The organism is Kerstersia gyiorum (genome assembly GCF_048595715.1).
Taxonomy (GTDB): Bacteria; Pseudomonadota; Gammaproteobacteria; order Burkholderiales; family Burkholderiaceae_B; genus Kerstersia; species Kerstersia gyiorum.
In genome coordinates, this window is record NZ_CP169556.1 from 459,690 (window position 1) to 475,139 (window position 15,450).

Sequence of the window (15,450 nt, forward strand, 5' to 3'; positions counted from 1 at the left end):
AAAGCTATGTCATGGCGCAGGCCACGACGGCAGTCCTGGCGCCGTATTGCGGGGAAGCTGCAACGGTAATGGCCTGAAATGCTGGGCACCGTATAATCACAGCCTGATAAAGTTTGTTTCCGGTAATGGAGCCTGGCAGAGGAGTCTGCGGGCTGTTCCCGGATGTGTGTAGTTAGAGCGCGCGGGCCCGAGGCCGCACGCTTCCATTTCCAGGATGAACCTTGAGCCTGTCCGAGCTGCTTGCCCCTGTTGCCGATGATATGAAAGCGGTGGATGCCGTGATCCGGGCCCGGCTGAACTCCGATGTCGTGCTGATCCGCACCATCGCCGATTACATCATCAGTGCTGGCGGCAAGCGCATGCGGCCTGCGATGCTGCTGATGGTGGCGCGCGCATTCGGCTACGAAGGCACGAACCATCACTTGCTGGCCGCCGTGGTGGAATTCATCCATACCGCAACGCTGCTGCACGACGACGTGGTGGATGAATCCGACCTGCGCCGGGGCCGTGATACGGCCAACGCTGTATTTGGCAATGCGGCCAGCGTGCTGGTGGGCGACTACCTTTACAGCCGTTCCTTCGAAATGATGGTGGCTGGCGGTTCCATGCGCATCATGTCCATCCTGTCTGGCGCCACGACCGTGATCGCTGAAGGCGAGGTGCTGCAATTGCTCAACGTGCACGACCCGGACGTTTCCGAAGAGCGTTACTTGCAGGTCGTGCGCTACAAGACTGCCAAGCTGTTCGAAGCTGCGGCCCAGGTGGGTGCGGTGCTGGCTGGCGCCACCCCTGAGCAGGAAGAAGCTGCGGCTGCCTATGGCCGCCATATCGGCACGGCCTTCCAGCTGATCGACGACGTGCTGGATTATGGCGGCGACGTGCAGGCGCTGGGCAAGAACGTGGGCGACGACCTGCGCGAAGGCAAGCCCACGCTGCCGCTGATCCGGGTCATGGAAGTCGGCACGGCCGAGCAGAGCAGCCTGGTGCGCAGCGCCATTGAAAAGGGCGAAGGCGATTTCGCGGCGGTGGCGCAGGCCATCCATGCCACGGATGCCTTGCATCACACGCGCCGGGCGGCGGATGCCGAGGCCGCCATCGCTCGCGACGCGCTGGCGCAACTGCCGGATACCCCGTTCCGAGATTCCCTGCTGGCGTTTTGCGACTTCGCTGTGTCGCGTAAAAATTGATGTGGTCTGTTGACAGTTGGATAAATTCGATCTATAGTTGATTTCTTTCCGGGGTGTAGCTCAGCCTGGTAGAGTACTGCGTTCGGGACGCAGGAGTCGGAGGTTCGAATCCTCTCACCCCGACCACCTTGCTTGCAAGAGGGTCACTCGGAAGAAATCGGGAAACCACCCAGGCCATGCCTAGGTGGTTTTTTGTTTTCCGGCTCGGCTTCAGCGCTTGCGCGCCAGCAGCCGGTGGCCGTTGACGATGACCATCCCGCTCAGTACCAGTACGGCGCCGATGATGAATGAAGCATCCAGGTGCTCGTCGAGCAGCCAGGCGCCCATCGCCACGCCGAACAACGGGCTCATGAACGAAAGGATGCCCAGCCGGGCCGCCAGGTAGCGGCGCAGCAGCCAGAACCATGTCAGATAACTGAAGAAGCACACCACCAGCGTTTGGAAGCCCAGGCTGGTCCATGCCAGCGGGCTGCCATGGAAGGCGGTCTGGCCGGTGGCGTAGGCGAATGCCAGCGGCAGGGCGCAGGCACAGGCCAATTGGTAGAACAGGGTTTGCGCCGGCGGCGCTTCACTCAGCCGCGTGACACGCACGGTAATGGTGGTCAACCCCCAGGTCAGGCCGGCGCCCAGGCCGAACAGGTCGCCCAGCAAGGGATTGGGGGCGGCCGCCAGCGTCTGCGGGTCTTGCGGTCCCAGGAAGGTGATGACAATGCCTGCAAACGCCAGCGCAATGCCCACCCACTGCATGCGCTGCAGGCGTTCCTCTGGCAATTTCCAGTGCAGGCCGATGGCGGCGAAGATGGGCGCGGTGTACAGGAAGACCGACATGTGCGCGGCACTGGTCCAGCGCAGGCCCAGGGCGACGCAGAGGAATTCCAGTGCGAACAGGATGCCTGCCACCAGCCCTGGCCCCAGCGCGATGCCGGGCAGCCAGCGCTCGCGCAGGAACAGGCGGCTGAACAGCAAGACCAGTACGGCCGCCACGCCTGAACGCAGGGCCACCTGCAGGACGGGGGCGACATCGGCGGCAATGGCCTTGATGGAAACTTGCTGCATGCCCCAGATCAGGCATAGCAGCAGCATGGCGGCCGTGGCGGCGCCGTCTACGGGTTTTCGCGTTTGCATGGGTTCAGGCGGCAAGGGGCAGCGGTAGAAGAGGCAGCGATAAAAAAGCAAGGCCAGCCGATTGCCATATGCTGCCATATGGGCGGCCGGCTGGCCGGGTCAGGTGTTGCTGGCAAGTATCCCTTATTGTGCGGGCGGGTCGCATTACGGGTTATCGCTACCATGCGCGCATAAGGGTTATCGGGTCACGGCGCCGTGTGCACCGCCTGCCTGGCCGGCCGACTGGTACGATAGCGGCGCTAGTGCGAATCACTCGCGCCGCAGGGCGAGCCGAAAGGTGTTTTTTCGCTGCTGAAGTCGTGCCGAAGGCAAGGGTTTTATGCAAGATTGGCGCCATACAGCGTATTATTAAAAATTCGTTCGCTGTATCCGCACCCTGTCCGCGCCGTCTGGCGCGGCTTCGTTATTCCGCTCGTTGAGACCAGCATGCCGCATTATCGTTCCCGCACATCCACCCATGGCCGCAACATGGCAGGTGCCCGCGCTCTATGGCGCGCCACCGGCATGCAGGACGGCGACTTTGGCAAACCCATCATTGCCGTGGTGAATTCCTTCACCCAGTTCGTTCCGGGGCACGTGCACCTGCGCGACCTGGGCGCGCTGGTCGCCAAGGAAATCGAGGCGGCGGGCGGCGTTGCCAAGGAATTCAACACCATCGCCATCGACGACGGCATCGCCATGGGCCATGGCGGCATGTTGTATTCGCTGCCCTCGCGCGACCTGATCGCCGACTCGGTGGAGTACATGGTAAATGCGCACTGCGCGGATGCCATGGTGTGCATATCCAACTGCGACAAAATCACCCCAGGGATGCTGATGGCCGCCATGCGCCTGAACATTCCCGTCGTATTTGTGTCTGGCGGCCCGATGGAAGCCGGCAAGATCCATGAGCCGGGCACGGTGAAAGTCATCGCCAAGCTTGACCTGATCGACGCCATGATCAAGGCCGCAGACCCCAACGTCAGCGACGCCGAGGCCGAAGAGGCAGAACGCAGTGCCTGTCCCACCTGTGGCTCCTGTTCCGGCATGTTTACCGCGAACTCGATGAACTGCCTGACCGAAGCGCTGGGCCTGTCCCTGCCTGGCAATGGCACCATCGTCGCCACCCATGCCTGGCGCAAGACCCTGTTCGAGGAAGCGGGCCGCCTGATCGTCGATCTGTGCCGGCGCTACTACGAACAGGATGATGAATCGGTGCTGCCGCGCAATGTTGCGACGTTCAAGGCATTCGAGAATGCCATGAGCCTGGACGTGGCCATGGGCGGCTCTACCAATACGGTGCTGCACCTGCTGGCCGCAGCGCAGGAAGCGGGCGTGAACTTCAGCATGTCCGATATTGACCGCATTTCGCGTGCGGTGCCCTGCCTGTGCAAGGCTGCGCCCATGACGGACAAATTCCATATCGAAGACGTGCACCGCGCTGGCGGCGTGATCGGCATTCTGGGCGAGCTGGGCCGTGCCGGCCTGCTGCACCTGGATGCGGCGAACATCCACAGCGGCACGCTGGGCGAAGCGCTGCGCAATTGGGACGTGGCCGGCGGCGAGGCCAGCGAGGAAGCGCAGCGCTTCTACCGCGCCGCGCCGGGTGGCGTGCGTACCACCCAGGCCTTCAGCCAGGCGGCCGAGTTCTCCACGCTGGACCTGGACCGTGAACGGGGCTGTATCCGCAGCCGTGAGCATGCCTACTCGCGCGACGGTGGCCTGGCCGTGCTGTCGGGTAACCTGGCCGAACGCGGTTGCATCGTGAAGACGGCAGGTGTGGATGAAAGCCAGTGGATTTTCGAAGGGACGGCGCGTGTCTACGAAAGCCAGGACGATGCCGTGGCCGGCATCCTGGGGGACGAGGTCAAGCCGAATGACGTCGTGGTGATCCGCTACGAAGGTCCGAAGGGCGGCCCGGGCATGCAGGAAATGCTGTACCCCACGTCTTACCTGAAGTCCAAGGGCCTGGGCAAGGTGTGCGCCCTGGTGACCGATGGCCGCTTCTCGGGCGGTTCGTCCGGGCTGGTGATCGGGCACGCATCGCCCGAGGCCGCCGAGGGCGGCAATATCGGCCTGATCGAAAATGGCGACCGTATCCTGATCAACATCCCCGAACGCAGCATTCACCTGGATGTGGCCGACGACGTGCTGGCCCAGCGCCGTACTGCCATGGAAGCGCGTGGCGAAAACGCCTGGAAGCCGGTAGACCGCGAGCGTCATGTCTCGTTGGCGCTGCAGGCGTATGCCGCGATGGCCACGTCGGCAGACAAGGGCGCCGTGCGCGACCTGAGCCAGTTGCGCCGCAAGTAAATGCCGTTTGTGGCGTCGGCCTTCGGGTTGGCGCCATCGTTTGCGGCCACGACCTGGCCCCCGCTGTTGGAGGTGTTCCAATGCCGGGGGCCTTGTTGCATTCAGGGGTAGAGCGTGGCGGTACGGGGGCCTGGGGCGCGGCTCCGTTGCCGGCCATGTTCTGATTATTTGCCAATGGGAATTATTTTTATTTGCCTGTGGCGTTAATATCCTGTTTTCCCATGTTTAAAACAGGCGCTTTGACGCGCAATACGCAGATGATGAATCTCAATTCTGGCCGGAAGGCGGTAGGTGTGGTGGCGCTGGGTGCGCTGGTGCTGGTGGCAGGTTGCGCGACGGAATCCTCGCGTAGCCTGGAAGTGCCCAAGACGGCCGCCGCCGCCGTGCAGTACCAGGGGCCGCGCAGCCCGATTTCGGTGGGCAAGTTCGACAACCGTACCGAGTTCATGCGCGGCGTGTTCAGCGACGGCCAGGACCGTCTGGGCAGCCAGGCCAAGACCATCCTGATCACGCACCTGCAGCAGACAGGCCGCTTCAATGTGCTGGATCGCGCCAACCTGTCTGAAATCAGCCAGGAAGCCGGTTTCAACGGCAAGGCGCAGAACATCAAGGGCGCGTCCTACGTTATCACCGGTGACGTGAGCGAGTTCGGCCGCAAGGAAACCGGCGATCGCCAGTTGTTCGGCATCCTGGGGCGCGGCAAGTCGCAAGTGGCCTATGCCAAGGTGAACCTGAACGTGGTGGACGTCGATACTTCCGAAGTGGTCTATTCCGCCCAGGGCGCGGGAGAGTACAGCCTGTCCAGCCGCGAGGTCGTGGGCTTCGGCGGTTCTGCCGGCTACGATTCCACCCTCAATGGCAAGGTGCTGGACCTGGCGATCCGCGAAGCCGTGGACAATCTGGTGCAAGGGATCGAAAGTGGCGCCTGGCGCCCTGCTGCCAATTGAACCAGGGCAGGAAGATGAACATGGTATTAGGCGCTCCGCGCGCCTGGCTGGCCGCATTGGCAGTGCTTGCGGCCGGCTGCGCACACAAGGAACCCACCCTGTACGGTTGGGGAGATTATCAGGATCAGGTTTATCAGTACCTGGACGGCAGCAAGGACGGCGTGGCCTTGCAGATCAGCAAGCTGGAGGAAAGCCGTGAGCGCATCAGCGCTGAGGGCGCGGCGCTGCCGCCGGGATTCCAGTTGCATCTGGCGATGCTGTACGCCCTGGAAGGGCAGATGGATAAAGTCCAGGCGCTGATGGCGGCCGAGCAGGCAAGCTTTCCGGAGTCCGGCACTTTCGTGGCTTTCATGGCGAAGACGCTGGCAGCGCGTGCGGAGGCAGGCAAATGACGATCTGGAAAAAATGCCTGGGTATCGGTTTGTTGGGCGTTTCGGTCCTGGCCAGCGGTTGCGCGACGCCGCCTGCAAGCCTGGATTACACCGCGTTCCGCGAAGCGCGCCCGCGCTCCGTACTGGTGCTGCCGCCGCTCAACGATTCGCTGGAAGTCGGGGCGGCCGAGGCGGTCCTGGCGCAGGTGTCCTACCCGCTGGCCGAGTCGGGCTATTACGTCTTTCCAGTGGCGGTGGTGAGCGAGGTACTGCGCCAGAATGGCGTGCTGGATGCGGCCGATGCACGGTCCGTGCCGGCCGACAAGCTGCGTGAGATCTTCGGTGCGGACACGGCGCTGTTCATGGACGTGAAGCAGTACGGTACATCGTATGCGGTGCTCAGCAGTGCATCGGTGGTGACATTGCAGGCGCGGCTGGTGGATCTGGCGTCTGGTACCGAGCTGTGGTCCGGTGCGGCTTCCGCGTCCAGCGCCGAGCAGCAAAGTTCCGGTGGCGGCCTGTTGGGCGCCCTGGTGACTGCGCTGGTGAACCAGATCATCGAATCCGCCAGCGATTACAGCTACAAGATGGCAGGCCTGGCCGATATGCGCCTGCTGGCTGCAGGCCGTCCCAACGGTTTGCTGTACGGGCCGTACTCGCAGCGCTTCGGCACCGACTGAGGGTTCGCTGTGCGGGCAGGGCCGGTTGCGGCGGAGCGTTCATCGCAGCCGTCCTGCCGGCATGCGTCACGCGCAGCCGGCGGGCGCTTCGGCAATGATCAGAAGTGGATCACCGTACGGATCGACTTGCCTTCGTGCATCAGGTGGAAGGCTTCGTTGATTTCGTCCAGCGGCAGCTTGTGCGTGACGAACGGGTCCAGGTCGATCTTGCCTGCCATGGCGTCTTCCACCATACCCGGCAATTGCGTGCGGCCCTTGACGCCGCCGAAGGCGGAACCGCGCCAGACGCGGCCGGTGACGAGCTGGAAGGGGCGGGTGCTGATTTCCTGGCCGGCGCCGGCCACGCCGATGATGATGCTTTCACCCCAGCCCTTGTGGCAGCATTCGAGCGCGGCACGCATGACGTGCACGTTGCCTATGCATTCGAACGAGAAATCCACGCCGCCGTCGGTCATTTCGACAATGACGTCCTGGATCGGGCGGTCGTGGTCCTTGGGGTTGACCGCATCGGTCGCACCCATGGCGCGCGCCAGGATGAACTTGCCGGGGTTGGTGTCGACGGCGATGATGCGGCCGGCCTTGGCCTGCACCGCGCCCTGGATCACGGCCAGGCCGATGCCGCCCAGGCCGAAGACGGCCACGGTGTCGCCTTCCTTGACCTTGGCGGTGTTGTGCACTGCGCCGATACCGGTGGTCACGCCGCAGCCCAGCAGGCAGACCTTTTCATGGTCGGCGGCGGCATTGAACTTGGCCAGCGAAATTTCCGGCACCACGGTGTATTCGCTGAAGGTCGAGCAACCCATGTAGTGATAGATGGGCTTGCCCTGGTAGGAAAAGCGTGTCGTGCCGTCGGGCATCAGGCCCTTGCCCTGGGTGGCGCGCACCTTTTGGCACAGGTTGGTTTTGCCGGACAGACAGAATTTGCACTCGCGGCATTCGGCGGTGTAGAGCGGGATCACGTGGTCGCCCGGTTGCAGCGACGTGACGCCTTCGCCGACTTCGACCACGACGCCCGCGCCTTCGTGGCCCAGCACGGCGGGGAAGATGCCCTCGGGGTCATCGCCGCTCAAGGTGAAGGCATCGGTATGGCAAACGCCGGTGTGGGTGATCTTGACCAGGACTTCGCCCTTGCGCGGCGGTTCCACGTCGATCTCGACGATTTCCAGCGGCTTGCCGGCTTCGAAGGCAACTGCAGCTCGGGATTTCATAGCGGTTTTCCTTGGGTGGTGGCCATGTGGGCCGAGGTTTATTTCAGGTAGGAACGTACCAGCCCGATGGCGTCGTCCACGGTTTCCTGCGGCGCCACCGGTGCGAGGCTTTCACGCAGGTGGCTTTCCAGTACGCTGGACATCAGGCCGTTGACGGCGCCGCGCAGTGCCGCGATCTGTTGCAGCACGTCGCTGCAGGGCGCGTTGTTGTCCAACATGCGGCCCAGGGCGTCGACCTGGCCCTGGATGCGGCGCACGCGCGCGGCTGCCTTGCGTTTTTCAGTGGGGGTGTAGGGCATTTCGGCTGGCCTGGTTGTGGTGCCTGGTTTGTACTGGGGGGGAGTATATCATGGGCGCTGGAATTAGCTCATATCCAGAAATTCTTATGCCTAATGGGGATGAGCAATGGAAAATTGATTCGTTCGTTTTCATTTGCAAGCGTTGCACACTGACCCGTTCCTGCCATGAACGGAGTCCTCAAAATGTCTATTGGAAATAAGTTTCTGCTGGCTGCTGGTGTCATCGCAGCGTCTGTCCTGGCTCCGCTTGCGTCTGCGCATGCGGAGGGCAAGTCGTGGACCTTGCTCAATGTGTCCTACGACCCGACGCGTGAGCTCTACCGGGCCATTGATGAGCGTTTCAGCGAGGACTACAAGAAGGAAACCGGTGACACCGTCACGATCCGGCCTTCGCATGGCGGGTCCGGGCGCCAGGCGCGTTCCGTTATCGACGGCCTGGATGCCGATGTCGTGACGCTGGCGCTGGCCTACGATATCGACGCCATCGCGGACCGTGGGCTGCTGGATCAGAACTGGCAGGCACGTCTGCCCAGCAACAGTTCGCCCTATACCTCCACCATTGTGTTCCTGGTGCGCAAGGGCAACCCCAAGGGCTTGAAGGACTGGGATGACCTGGTCAAGCCCGGTGTGGAAGTCATCACGCCCAACCCCAAGACCTCGGGCGGCGCGCGCTGGAACTATCTGGCGGCCTGGGCCTATGCGCTCGACAAGAACGGCGGCGACCAGAAGGCGGCGCAGGACTTCGTGGGCCAGCTTTACAAGAATGTACCTGTGCTGGATACCGGTGCGCGCGGTTCGACCTCCACCTTCGTGAAGGGCGTGGGTGATGTGCTGCTGGCCTGGGAGAACGAGGCCTTCCTGGCGCAGAAAGAACTGGGCGAGGGCGAGTTCGATATCGTCGTGCCGTCCTTGTCCATCCTGGCCGAGCCGCCGGTTGCGGTGGTCGACAAGGTTGTGGACCGCAAGGGCACGCGCGAAGTCGCAGAAGCCTACCTGAAGTGGCTCTACACGCCGCAGGCGCAGGAAATCATCGCCCAGAATTATTACCGTCCCATCGACAAGACGGTGGCGGCGAAGTACGCCAGCCAGTTCCCTGAGGTCAAGCTGATCACGATCGACGATGTGTTCGGTGGCTGGCGCAAGGCACAGGCCGAGCACTTCGGTGACGGCGGCACCTTCGACCAGATCTACCAGCCCGGCAGCTGACCGGAAGCCAGGGGCGAGCATGACGGCAACGACACCGGTCAGCACATTGAATCCTCCCGCCGTGGCACGCCGGCGCCGCAGCCCCGGCGTGTTGCCGGGCTTCGGCCTGTCCATGGGCTTTACGGTGGTTTACCTGAGCCTGCTGGTGCTGATCCCGCTGGCGGCCCTGCCGATCAAGGCCGCCGGCCTGGGCTGGGACGGCTTCTGGGCGGCCGTGGGCACGCCCCAGGCGCTGGCGGCCTACCGGCTGACCTTCGGCGCAGCGCTGCTGGCTGCTGCCGTCAACCTGGTCTTCGGCATGATCGTGGCCTGGGTGCTGGTGCGCTACTCCTTCCCCGGCAAGCGCATCCTCGATGCCCTGGTGGACTTGCCTTTTGCATTGCCCACCGCTGTGGCGGGGATTGCGCTGAGCTATCTCTACAGTACCAAGGGCTGGCTGGGCAAGCCGCTGTATGAATTCTTCGGCTGGAAAATCTCCTACAGCGCCGCGGGCGTGGTGGTGGCGCTGATTTTCATTGGTCTGCCGTTTGTCGTGCGCACCGTGCAGCCGGTGCTGGAAGACGTCGAGAAAGAACTGGAAGAGGCCGCTGCCAGCCTGGGCGCCAGCCGCTTGCAAACCTTCCTGCACGTGTTGTTCCCGGCGGTGCTGCCGGCCTTGCTGACTGGCTTTTCGTTGGCGTTCGCACGGGCGGTGGGCGAGTACGGTTCGGTGGTTTTCATTGCCGGTAATCGCCCCATGGTGTCGGAAATCGCCCCGCTGCTGATCGTCTCCAAACTGGAGCGCTTCGATTACGCCGGGGCGGCGGCAATATCCACTGTGCTGCTGGTCGCATCGTTTCTGTTGCTGCTGTTGATCAATTTGTTGCAGGCATGGCAGCAACGCCGTGGCGGGGTGCGCTGATGAGCCAGACTAAAATACCCGTCCGCCAGGGCAGCAACCCGCTGGAAGAACCGGCCTGGGTGCGTTATGTACTGATTGCGCTGGCCCTGGCCTTCATGGGGCTGTTCCTGCTGGTGCCGCTGGTTTCCGTTTTTGCCGAAGCGCTGCGGCGCGGCTGGGGGGTCTACCTTGCCGCCATTACCGATTCCGATGCGCTGGATGCCATCCGGCTGACATTGCTGGTGGCCGCCATTTCGCTGCCGGTGAACCTGGTATTCGGCGTGGCCGCAGCCTGGGCCATCACCAAGTTCCAGTTCCGTGGCAAGCAATTCCTGGTCACGCTGATCGACCTGCCTTTTTCCGTCTCGCCGGTGGTTGCCGGCCTGGTGTTCGTGCTGCTGTTTGGCACCCAGGGCTGGTTTGGCCCGTGGCTGCAGGAACATGACATCAAGATCGTTTATGCGGTGCCAGGCGTCATCATCGCCACGCTGTTCGTGACCTGTCCCTTCATCGCCCGCGAATTGATCCCGCTGATGCAGGCCCAGGGCAACGATGGCGAACAGGCGGCCCTGACGCTGGGGGCTTCCGGCTGGCAGATGTTCTGGCGCGTGACCCTGCCCAACATCAAGTGGGGTTTGCTGTATGGCGCCATTCTCAGCAATGCCCGCGCCATGGGGGAGTTCGGCGCGGTGTCCGTAGTGTCGGGGCAGATACGCGGCCTGACCAACACGATGACCTTGCATGTCGAGATCCTCTATAACGAATATATGTTTTCCGCGGCGTTCGCCGTTGCATCGCTGCTGGCCCTGCTGGCGCTCGTTACCCTGTTGCTGAAACAATGGGTGCACTGGCGCGATGAGCGCGCCGGCCGGCCCGGCCATGCCACGGCGACGCAGCCGCTGGAGCGGCCGTTGGCGGCAGTGGCCGCCTGAAGGAGTCATACATGAGTATCGAAGTTCGCCACCTGTCCAAGCGTTTCGGTGATTTCCGCGCCCTGAACGATGTCTCGCTGCATATCGAAACTGGCGAGCTGGTCGCCTTGCTCGGCCCGTCCGGCTGCGGCAAGACCACGCTGCTGCGCATCATCGCCGGGCTGGATACGCCGGACGAGGGCAGCGTGCTGTTTTCCGGTGAGGATGCCACGGACGTCAATGTACGCCAGCGCCGCGTCGGGTTCGTTTTCCAGCACTATGCCTTGTTCAAGCACATGACGGTGTTCGAGAACGTCGCGTTCGGCCTGCGTGTGCGGCCACGCGCCCAGCGCCCTTCGGAAGATGACATCCGCGCCCGCGTCAAGGCCTTGCTGGAACTGGTGCAGCTGGATTGGCTGGCCGATCGTTACCCGTCGCAATTGTCAGGCGGGCAGCGCCAGCGGATCGCGCTGGCGCGTGCGCTGGCGGTGGAGCCTCGTGTCCTGCTGCTCGACGAGCCCTTCGGCGCGCTTGATGCGAAGGTGCGCAAGGAACTGCGCCGCTGGCTGCGGCGCCTGCATGACGAATTGAATGTCGCCAGCGTGTTCGTCACCCACGATCAGGAAGAAGCGCTTGAAGTGTCCGACCGGGTCGTGCTGATGAATGCCGGCAAGATTGAACAGGTCGGGTCGCCCAGGGAAGTCTGGGAAGCGCCGGCCACGCCCTTTGTCTATGGCTTCCTGGGCGACGTGAACCAGTTCCAGGGCGTGGCCGCCAATGGCGTCTGGCGCCTGGACGGCTGGACTTTGCCCGCGCCCGAGTTCGGCGGTGGCAACGAGCGTGCCGCCACGGCCTATGTGCGGCCGCACGAAGTGGAAGTGCTGCCGTACGCAGAGGGCGGCGAAGGCCTGGCGGTACGGCTCAATCATGCCTACCTGGCTGGCCCCAGCGCCTTTCTCGAACTGTCGCGCGAAGGCAGCGATCAGCTCATCGAGGCGCAGGTGCCGGAAGGCCTGTTCCGTGAACTGAATCTCAGGGAAGGCGAAGTCCTGCTGGCCCGTCCGCGCCATGCGCGGATCTTCGCGCGCGATTCGGCATGAGTGACCCGCACCTGACTCCAAGGACGGCAGGCGCGGCAGAAGCGCTGCGCTGGCAGCGCCTGCAGGATAGCCTGGCGGCAATCGCCCGGCATTTCCCGGATGCGGCCCTTGCCTCATCGTTGGCCGCCGAGGACATGGTGCTGGCGCATGCCATTTATGACGGCGGCCTGCCGCTGGGGGTGTTCACGCTGGATACCGGCCGCCTGCACGCCGAAACGCTGGGCATGCTGGACGTGATGCAGGCGCGCTATGGTCGCAGCCCGGACGTCTACCAGCCCGACGAGGCCGCGGTCGCGGCCCATGTGGCCGAGCATGGCGCCTACGCATTCTATGAAAGCGTGGAACTGCGCAAGGCCTGCTGTCAGATCCGCAAGGTGGAACCGCTGCGCCGCGCGCTGGCGGGCCGCTCCGCCTGGATCACCGGCCAGCGCCGCGAACAATCGACGACGCGCGGCGAGCTGCACGAGCAGGAACAGGACCCGGTATTCGGGCTGGTGAAATTCAACCCGCTGGCGGCATGGACGCTGGACGATGTCTGGGAAAGTATCCGCGAGCGCAGGATTCCCTACAACCCGCTGCATGACCAGGGCTATCCCTCGATAGGTTGCGAACCCTGTACGCGCGCGGTACGGCCTGGCGAGGATGTGCGGGCCGGCCGCTGGTGGTGGGAGTCGTCGGATTCCAAGGAGTGCGGGCTGCATGCGGGCAATCGGCCGGCCGGCAGCGTGTCTTTTGTTTCGTCGCCATGACCCGGTTCCCGGGCCCGGCGAGTTTTATCGGAGCCGCAGGCGCCGTCGCCCTTGGGCGCGGCTGTTTCAGCCTTCGGGCCGGCGTTATTCCCCAGAGGTACTATGACTATCAGCACTAGCGCAAGCCTTGCCCCACAGGGCAACCCGGCTATCCATGCCGGCCAATTGCGAGGGGCGGCAGACAGGCCCGATGCGGCGTCCGTCTCCCGCAGCCACCTGGATTGGCTGGAATCCGAAGCCATTCACATCATGCGCGAGGTGGCGGCCGAATGCGAGCGTCCGGTGCTGCTGTTTTCCGGCGGCAAGGATTCCTGCGTGCTGCTGCGCCTGGCTGAAAAAGCCTTTCGCCCTGGCGCTTTTCCCTTCCCGTTGATGCACATCGACACCGGGCACAACTTTGATGAGGTGATCGCGTTCCGCGATGTCCGTGCCGCAGAACTGGGTGAAACCCTGATCGTGCGCAGCGTGGAGGATTCCATCCGGCGCGGCAGCGTGGTGCTGCGCAAGGAAACGGATTCGCGCAATGCGGCACAGGCCGTCACCTTGCTGGAAGCCATCGAAGAGTTTGGTTTCGATGCCTGCATCGGCGGCGCCCGCCGCGACGAGGAAAAGGCGCGAGCCAAGGAACGCATTTTCTCCTTCCGTGATGAGTTCGGCCAATGGGACCCGAAGGCACAGCGCCCCGAACTTTGGAATCTCTACAACACGCGTGTCCACAAGGGTGAAAACATGCGCGTGTTTCCGATTTCAAACTGGACGGAGCTGGACGTCTGGCAGTACATCGCGCGCGAGAACCTGGCGCTGCCTTCCATCTACTTTACCCACCAGCGCGAAGTCGTGCGCCGGCGCGGCCTGCTGGTGCCGGTGACGCGCCTGACGCCGCCAGCCGAAGGGGAAACGGTAGAGACCGTATCCGTGCGCTTTCGTACGGTAGGCGATATTTCGTGTACCTGCCCGGTGGCGTCGGAAGCCGATGACGTGGCCGGCATCATCGCCGAAACCTCCGTGACCACCATTACCGAGCGCGGCGCGACGCGCATGGACGACCAGACTTCCGAGGCCTCCATGGAGCGCCGAAAAAAAGAGGGGTATTTCTGATGAGCGATAGTTCCAGCGTGATTCTGGACCGGGCGGCCGACACTGTTGCTCTCCCGGTCATCCCGGCAGGTGACAGCAGCCCCGCCGATGGCGGCGTGCTGCGCTTCGTTACGGCAGGTTCGGTTGATGACGGCAAGTCCACCCTGATCGGCCGCTTGTTGTTCGACAGCAAGGGCGTTTTTGCCGACCAGCTCGATGCCATCGCGCGCGCCAAGTACAAGCGTACCGAAGGTGACGCCCCTGATCTGGCGTTGCTGACAGACGGCCTGGAAGCCGAGCGCGAGCAGGGCATCACGATTGATGTGGCGTACCGCTATTTCGCCACGCCCAGGCGCAAGTTCATCGTGGCGGACGCGCCTGGCCACGAGCAATACACCCGCAATATGGTCACTGCGGCTTCGACTGCCGATGCCGCCATCATCCTGATCGACGCCACGCGCGCGGCAGACGGCAAGCTGCTGACCCAGACCAAGCGCCACAGCGCCATTGCGCGCCTGCTGGGCATTCGCCATATCATCGTGGCCGTCAACAAGATGGACTTGCTGGACTGGGACCGCGATACCTTCGAGCGTATTCGCGATGCCTATGCCGAGCTGGCGCGCCGCCTGGACATCCCGTCCTTCCATGCACTGCCGCTGTCGGCGCTCAAGGGCGACAATGTCGTGACGGCCTCGGCGCGTACGCCCTGGTACGACGGCCCGACCTTGCTGAATTTGTTGGAGTCCTTGCCGGTGGATGCGCCTGCACGCCAGCGGCCGCTGCGTCTGCCGGTGCAATGGGTGATACGCCATGGCGGTAGCAGCGTGGAGGATTTCCGGGGCTATGCGGGGCTGGTGTCTTCGGGCGAGCTGCGGGTTGGCGATGCCGTGCAGGTGCAGCCTTCGGGCGTGACGGCCAGCATCCAGGCGATTTACCTGGGCAGCGAGCCACGCCAGGAAGCCCTGGCGGGGGACGCCGTGACGGTGGTGCTGGATCGGGATGTCGACGTGTCGCGGGGCGATCTGCTGGTGCATGCACATGCGCCAGCCAGGGTGGAGCGGGCTTTCGAGGCAGATATCTGCTGGCTGGATACCCAGGCACTCAATCCGGCGCGCCGCTATCTGCTCAAGCATGGCAGCCGCCTGACGTCGGTCAAGGTGAAGGAAATCCTGTCGCGCCGCGACATCCATGAGCTGGCGGAAGTGACAGGCGGCGAACCTTTGCAGGCCAATGAAATCGGCCGTGTCAGCCTGGCGGTGCGGGACCCCCTGCCGCTGGACGATTACGCAGCCAATCCTGGCAATGGCGCTTTCATCCTGATCGACGAGGCCAGCAACCAGACGGCTGCGGCGGGCATGGTGCGCCTGGCTTAGGTATCTGCCCAGCAGTCTCTGCCGGAGGCGTTAAGGGGGTAGGCG

The 15,450-nt window shown here is 63.6% G+C and carries 15 protein-coding genes and 1 tRNA gene; 13 read left to right on the forward strand and 3 right to left on the reverse strand.

The window, feature by feature from the left end:
• Positions 1–221: 221 nt before the first annotated feature.
• Together ispB and ACEW7X_RS02050 are read left to right on the forward strand one after the other, a co-directional pair.
• Entirely contained in the window at positions 222–1,187 is a 966-nt protein-coding gene (gene ispB / locus ACEW7X_RS02045) for an octaprenyl diphosphate synthase (RefSeq protein ID WP_068371119.1), read from the forward strand.
• 49 nt (positions 1,188–1,236) lie between these two features.
• A tRNA-Pro gene (locus ACEW7X_RS02050) sits at positions 1,237–1,313 on the forward strand.
• 84 nt (positions 1,314–1,397) lie between these two features.
• Here ACEW7X_RS02050 and ACEW7X_RS02055 read toward each other — a convergent pair.
• Positions 1,398–2,312 (reverse strand): DMT family transporter, encoded by a 915-nt coding sequence (locus ACEW7X_RS02055; RefSeq protein ID WP_068371581.1) that lies wholly within the window; start codon positions 2,310–2,312, stop codon positions 1,398–1,400.
• Between the two features lie 426 nt (positions 2,313–2,738).
• Between ACEW7X_RS02055 and ilvD the strand changes: the two genes are divergently transcribed.
• From ilvD to ACEW7X_RS02075, 4 genes are all read left to right on the forward strand, one after another.
• Positions 2,739–4,604, forward strand: a complete 1,866-nt coding sequence (ilvD, locus tag ACEW7X_RS02060; RefSeq protein ID WP_068371116.1) for a dihydroxy-acid dehydratase — start codon at positions 2,739–2,741, stop codon at positions 4,602–4,604.
• Positions 4,605–4,864: 260 nt separating this feature from the next.
• Positions 4,865–5,551 (forward strand): CsgG/HfaB family protein, encoded by a 687-nt coding sequence (locus tag ACEW7X_RS02065; RefSeq protein ID WP_068371578.1) that lies wholly within the window; start codon positions 4,865–4,867, stop codon positions 5,549–5,551.
• A gap of 20 nt (positions 5,552–5,571) precedes the next feature.
• The gene (locus tag ACEW7X_RS02070) at positions 5,572–5,943 is read left to right on the forward strand and encodes a DUF4810 domain-containing protein (RefSeq protein WP_238591377.1); all 372 of its coding nucleotides are present in this window, start codon (positions 5,572–5,574) and stop codon (positions 5,941–5,943) included.
• On the forward strand, positions 5,940–6,602 hold the full coding sequence (locus ACEW7X_RS02075; RefSeq protein ID WP_068371111.1) for a DUF799 domain-containing protein: 663 nt from the start codon (positions 5,940–5,942) through the stop codon (positions 6,600–6,602). Before ACEW7X_RS02070 ends, ACEW7X_RS02075 begins: the two co-directional genes overlap by 4 nt.
• A gap of 98 nt (positions 6,603–6,700) precedes the next feature.
• Here ACEW7X_RS02075 and ACEW7X_RS02080 read toward each other — a convergent pair whose 3' ends face one another.
• Positions 6,701–7,810 (reverse strand): S-(hydroxymethyl)glutathione dehydrogenase/class III alcohol dehydrogenase, encoded by a 1,110-nt coding sequence (locus tag ACEW7X_RS02080; RefSeq protein ID WP_068371108.1) that lies wholly within the window; start codon positions 7,808–7,810, stop codon positions 6,701–6,703.
• Between the two features lie 38 nt (positions 7,811–7,848).
• Positions 7,849–8,109, reverse strand: a complete 261-nt coding sequence (locus ACEW7X_RS02085) for a metal/formaldehyde-sensitive transcriptional repressor (RefSeq protein ID WP_068371105.1) — start codon at positions 8,107–8,109, stop codon at positions 7,849–7,851.
• Between the two features lie 183 nt (positions 8,110–8,292).
• Here ACEW7X_RS02085 and ACEW7X_RS02090 point away from each other — a divergent pair, with 183 nt between their 5' ends.
• The 7 genes from ACEW7X_RS02090 (at position 8,293) to ACEW7X_RS02120 (ending at position 15,405) form a co-directional block, all read left to right on the forward strand.
• A complete protein-coding gene (locus tag ACEW7X_RS02090; RefSeq protein ID WP_130487551.1) occupies positions 8,293–9,315 on the forward strand; it encodes a sulfate ABC transporter substrate-binding protein in 1,023 nt (340 codons plus the stop codon).
• A gap of 19 nt (positions 9,316–9,334) precedes the next feature.
• Positions 9,335–10,216: a sulfate ABC transporter permease subunit CysT gene (gene cysT / locus ACEW7X_RS02095; protein ID WP_068371099.1), complete on the forward strand. Its 882-nt coding sequence runs from the start codon at positions 9,335–9,337 to the stop codon at positions 10,214–10,216.
• Positions 10,216–11,127, forward strand: a complete 912-nt coding sequence (gene cysW, locus ACEW7X_RS02100) for a sulfate ABC transporter permease subunit CysW (RefSeq protein ID WP_130487550.1) — start codon at positions 10,216–10,218, stop codon at positions 11,125–11,127. The genes cysT and cysW overlap by 1 nt, the downstream gene beginning before the upstream one ends.
• 11 nt (positions 11,128–11,138) lie before the next feature.
• Complete coding sequence (locus ACEW7X_RS02105; protein ID WP_127773087.1) at positions 11,139–12,206, forward strand: sulfate/molybdate ABC transporter ATP-binding protein; 1,068 nt, start codon at positions 11,139–11,141, stop codon at positions 12,204–12,206.
• Entirely contained in the window at positions 12,203–12,955 is a 753-nt protein-coding gene (locus ACEW7X_RS02110) for a phosphoadenylyl-sulfate reductase (RefSeq protein ID WP_420177552.1), read from the forward strand. Before ACEW7X_RS02105 ends, ACEW7X_RS02110 begins: the two co-directional genes overlap by 4 nt.
• A 249-nt stretch (positions 12,956–13,204) precedes the next feature.
• Positions 13,205–14,053 (forward strand): sulfate adenylyltransferase subunit CysD, encoded by an 849-nt coding sequence (gene cysD, locus ACEW7X_RS02115; protein WP_238591386.1) that lies wholly within the window; start codon positions 13,205–13,207, stop codon positions 14,051–14,053.
• A complete protein-coding gene (locus ACEW7X_RS02120; RefSeq protein WP_420177553.1) occupies positions 14,053–15,405 on the forward strand; it encodes a sulfate adenylyltransferase subunit 1 in 1,353 nt (450 codons plus the stop codon). The genes cysD and ACEW7X_RS02120 overlap by 1 nt, the downstream gene beginning before the upstream one ends.
• The last annotated feature ends 45 nt before the right edge of the window (positions 15,406–15,450 follow it).

What these genes read in the sequence shown, in the direction of transcription:
- ACEW7X_RS02120 (WP_420177553.1), top strand. Translation starts at nt 14,053, where the DNA reads ATGAGCGATAGTTCCAGCGTGATTCTGGACCGGGCGGCCGACACTGTT.
- ACEW7X_RS02070 (WP_238591377.1), top strand. Translation starts at nt 5,572, where the DNA reads ATGGTATTAGGCGCTCCGCGCGCCTGGCTGGCCGCATTGGCAGTGCTT.
- cysD (WP_238591386.1), top strand. Translation starts at nt 13,205, where the DNA reads ATGCGCGAGGTGGCGGCCGAATGCGAGCGTCCGGTGCTGCTGTTTTCC.
- cysW (WP_130487550.1), top strand. Translation starts at nt 10,216, where the DNA reads ATGAGCCAGACTAAAATACCCGTCCGCCAGGGCAGCAACCCGCTGGAA.
- cysT (WP_068371099.1), top strand. Translation starts at nt 9,335, where the DNA reads ATGACGGCAACGACACCGGTCAGCACATTGAATCCTCCCGCCGTGGCA.
- ACEW7X_RS02055 (WP_068371581.1), bottom strand. Translation starts at nt 2,312, where the DNA reads ATGCAAACGCGAAAACCCGTAGACGGCGCCGCCACGGCCGCCATGCTG.
- ACEW7X_RS02110 (WP_420177552.1), top strand. Translation starts at nt 12,203, where the DNA reads ATGAGTGACCCGCACCTGACTCCAAGGACGGCAGGCGCGGCAGAAGCG.
- ACEW7X_RS02065 (WP_068371578.1), top strand. Translation starts at nt 4,865, where the DNA reads ATGAATCTCAATTCTGGCCGGAAGGCGGTAGGTGTGGTGGCGCTGGGT.
- ACEW7X_RS02105 (WP_127773087.1), top strand. Translation starts at nt 11,139, where the DNA reads ATGAGTATCGAAGTTCGCCACCTGTCCAAGCGTTTCGGTGATTTCCGC.
- ilvD (WP_068371116.1), top strand. Translation starts at nt 2,739, where the DNA reads ATGCCGCATTATCGTTCCCGCACATCCACCCATGGCCGCAACATGGCA.
- ACEW7X_RS02090 (WP_130487551.1), top strand. Translation starts at nt 8,293, where the DNA reads ATGTCTATTGGAAATAAGTTTCTGCTGGCTGCTGGTGTCATCGCAGCG.
- ACEW7X_RS02085 (WP_068371105.1), bottom strand. Translation starts at nt 8,109, where the DNA reads ATGCCCTACACCCCCACTGAAAAACGCAAGGCAGCCGCGCGCGTGCGC.
- ACEW7X_RS02080 (WP_068371108.1), bottom strand. Translation starts at nt 7,810, where the DNA reads ATGAAATCCCGAGCTGCAGTTGCCTTCGAAGCCGGCAAGCCGCTGGAA.
- ACEW7X_RS02075 (WP_068371111.1), top strand. Translation starts at nt 5,940, where the DNA reads ATGACGATCTGGAAAAAATGCCTGGGTATCGGTTTGTTGGGCGTTTCG.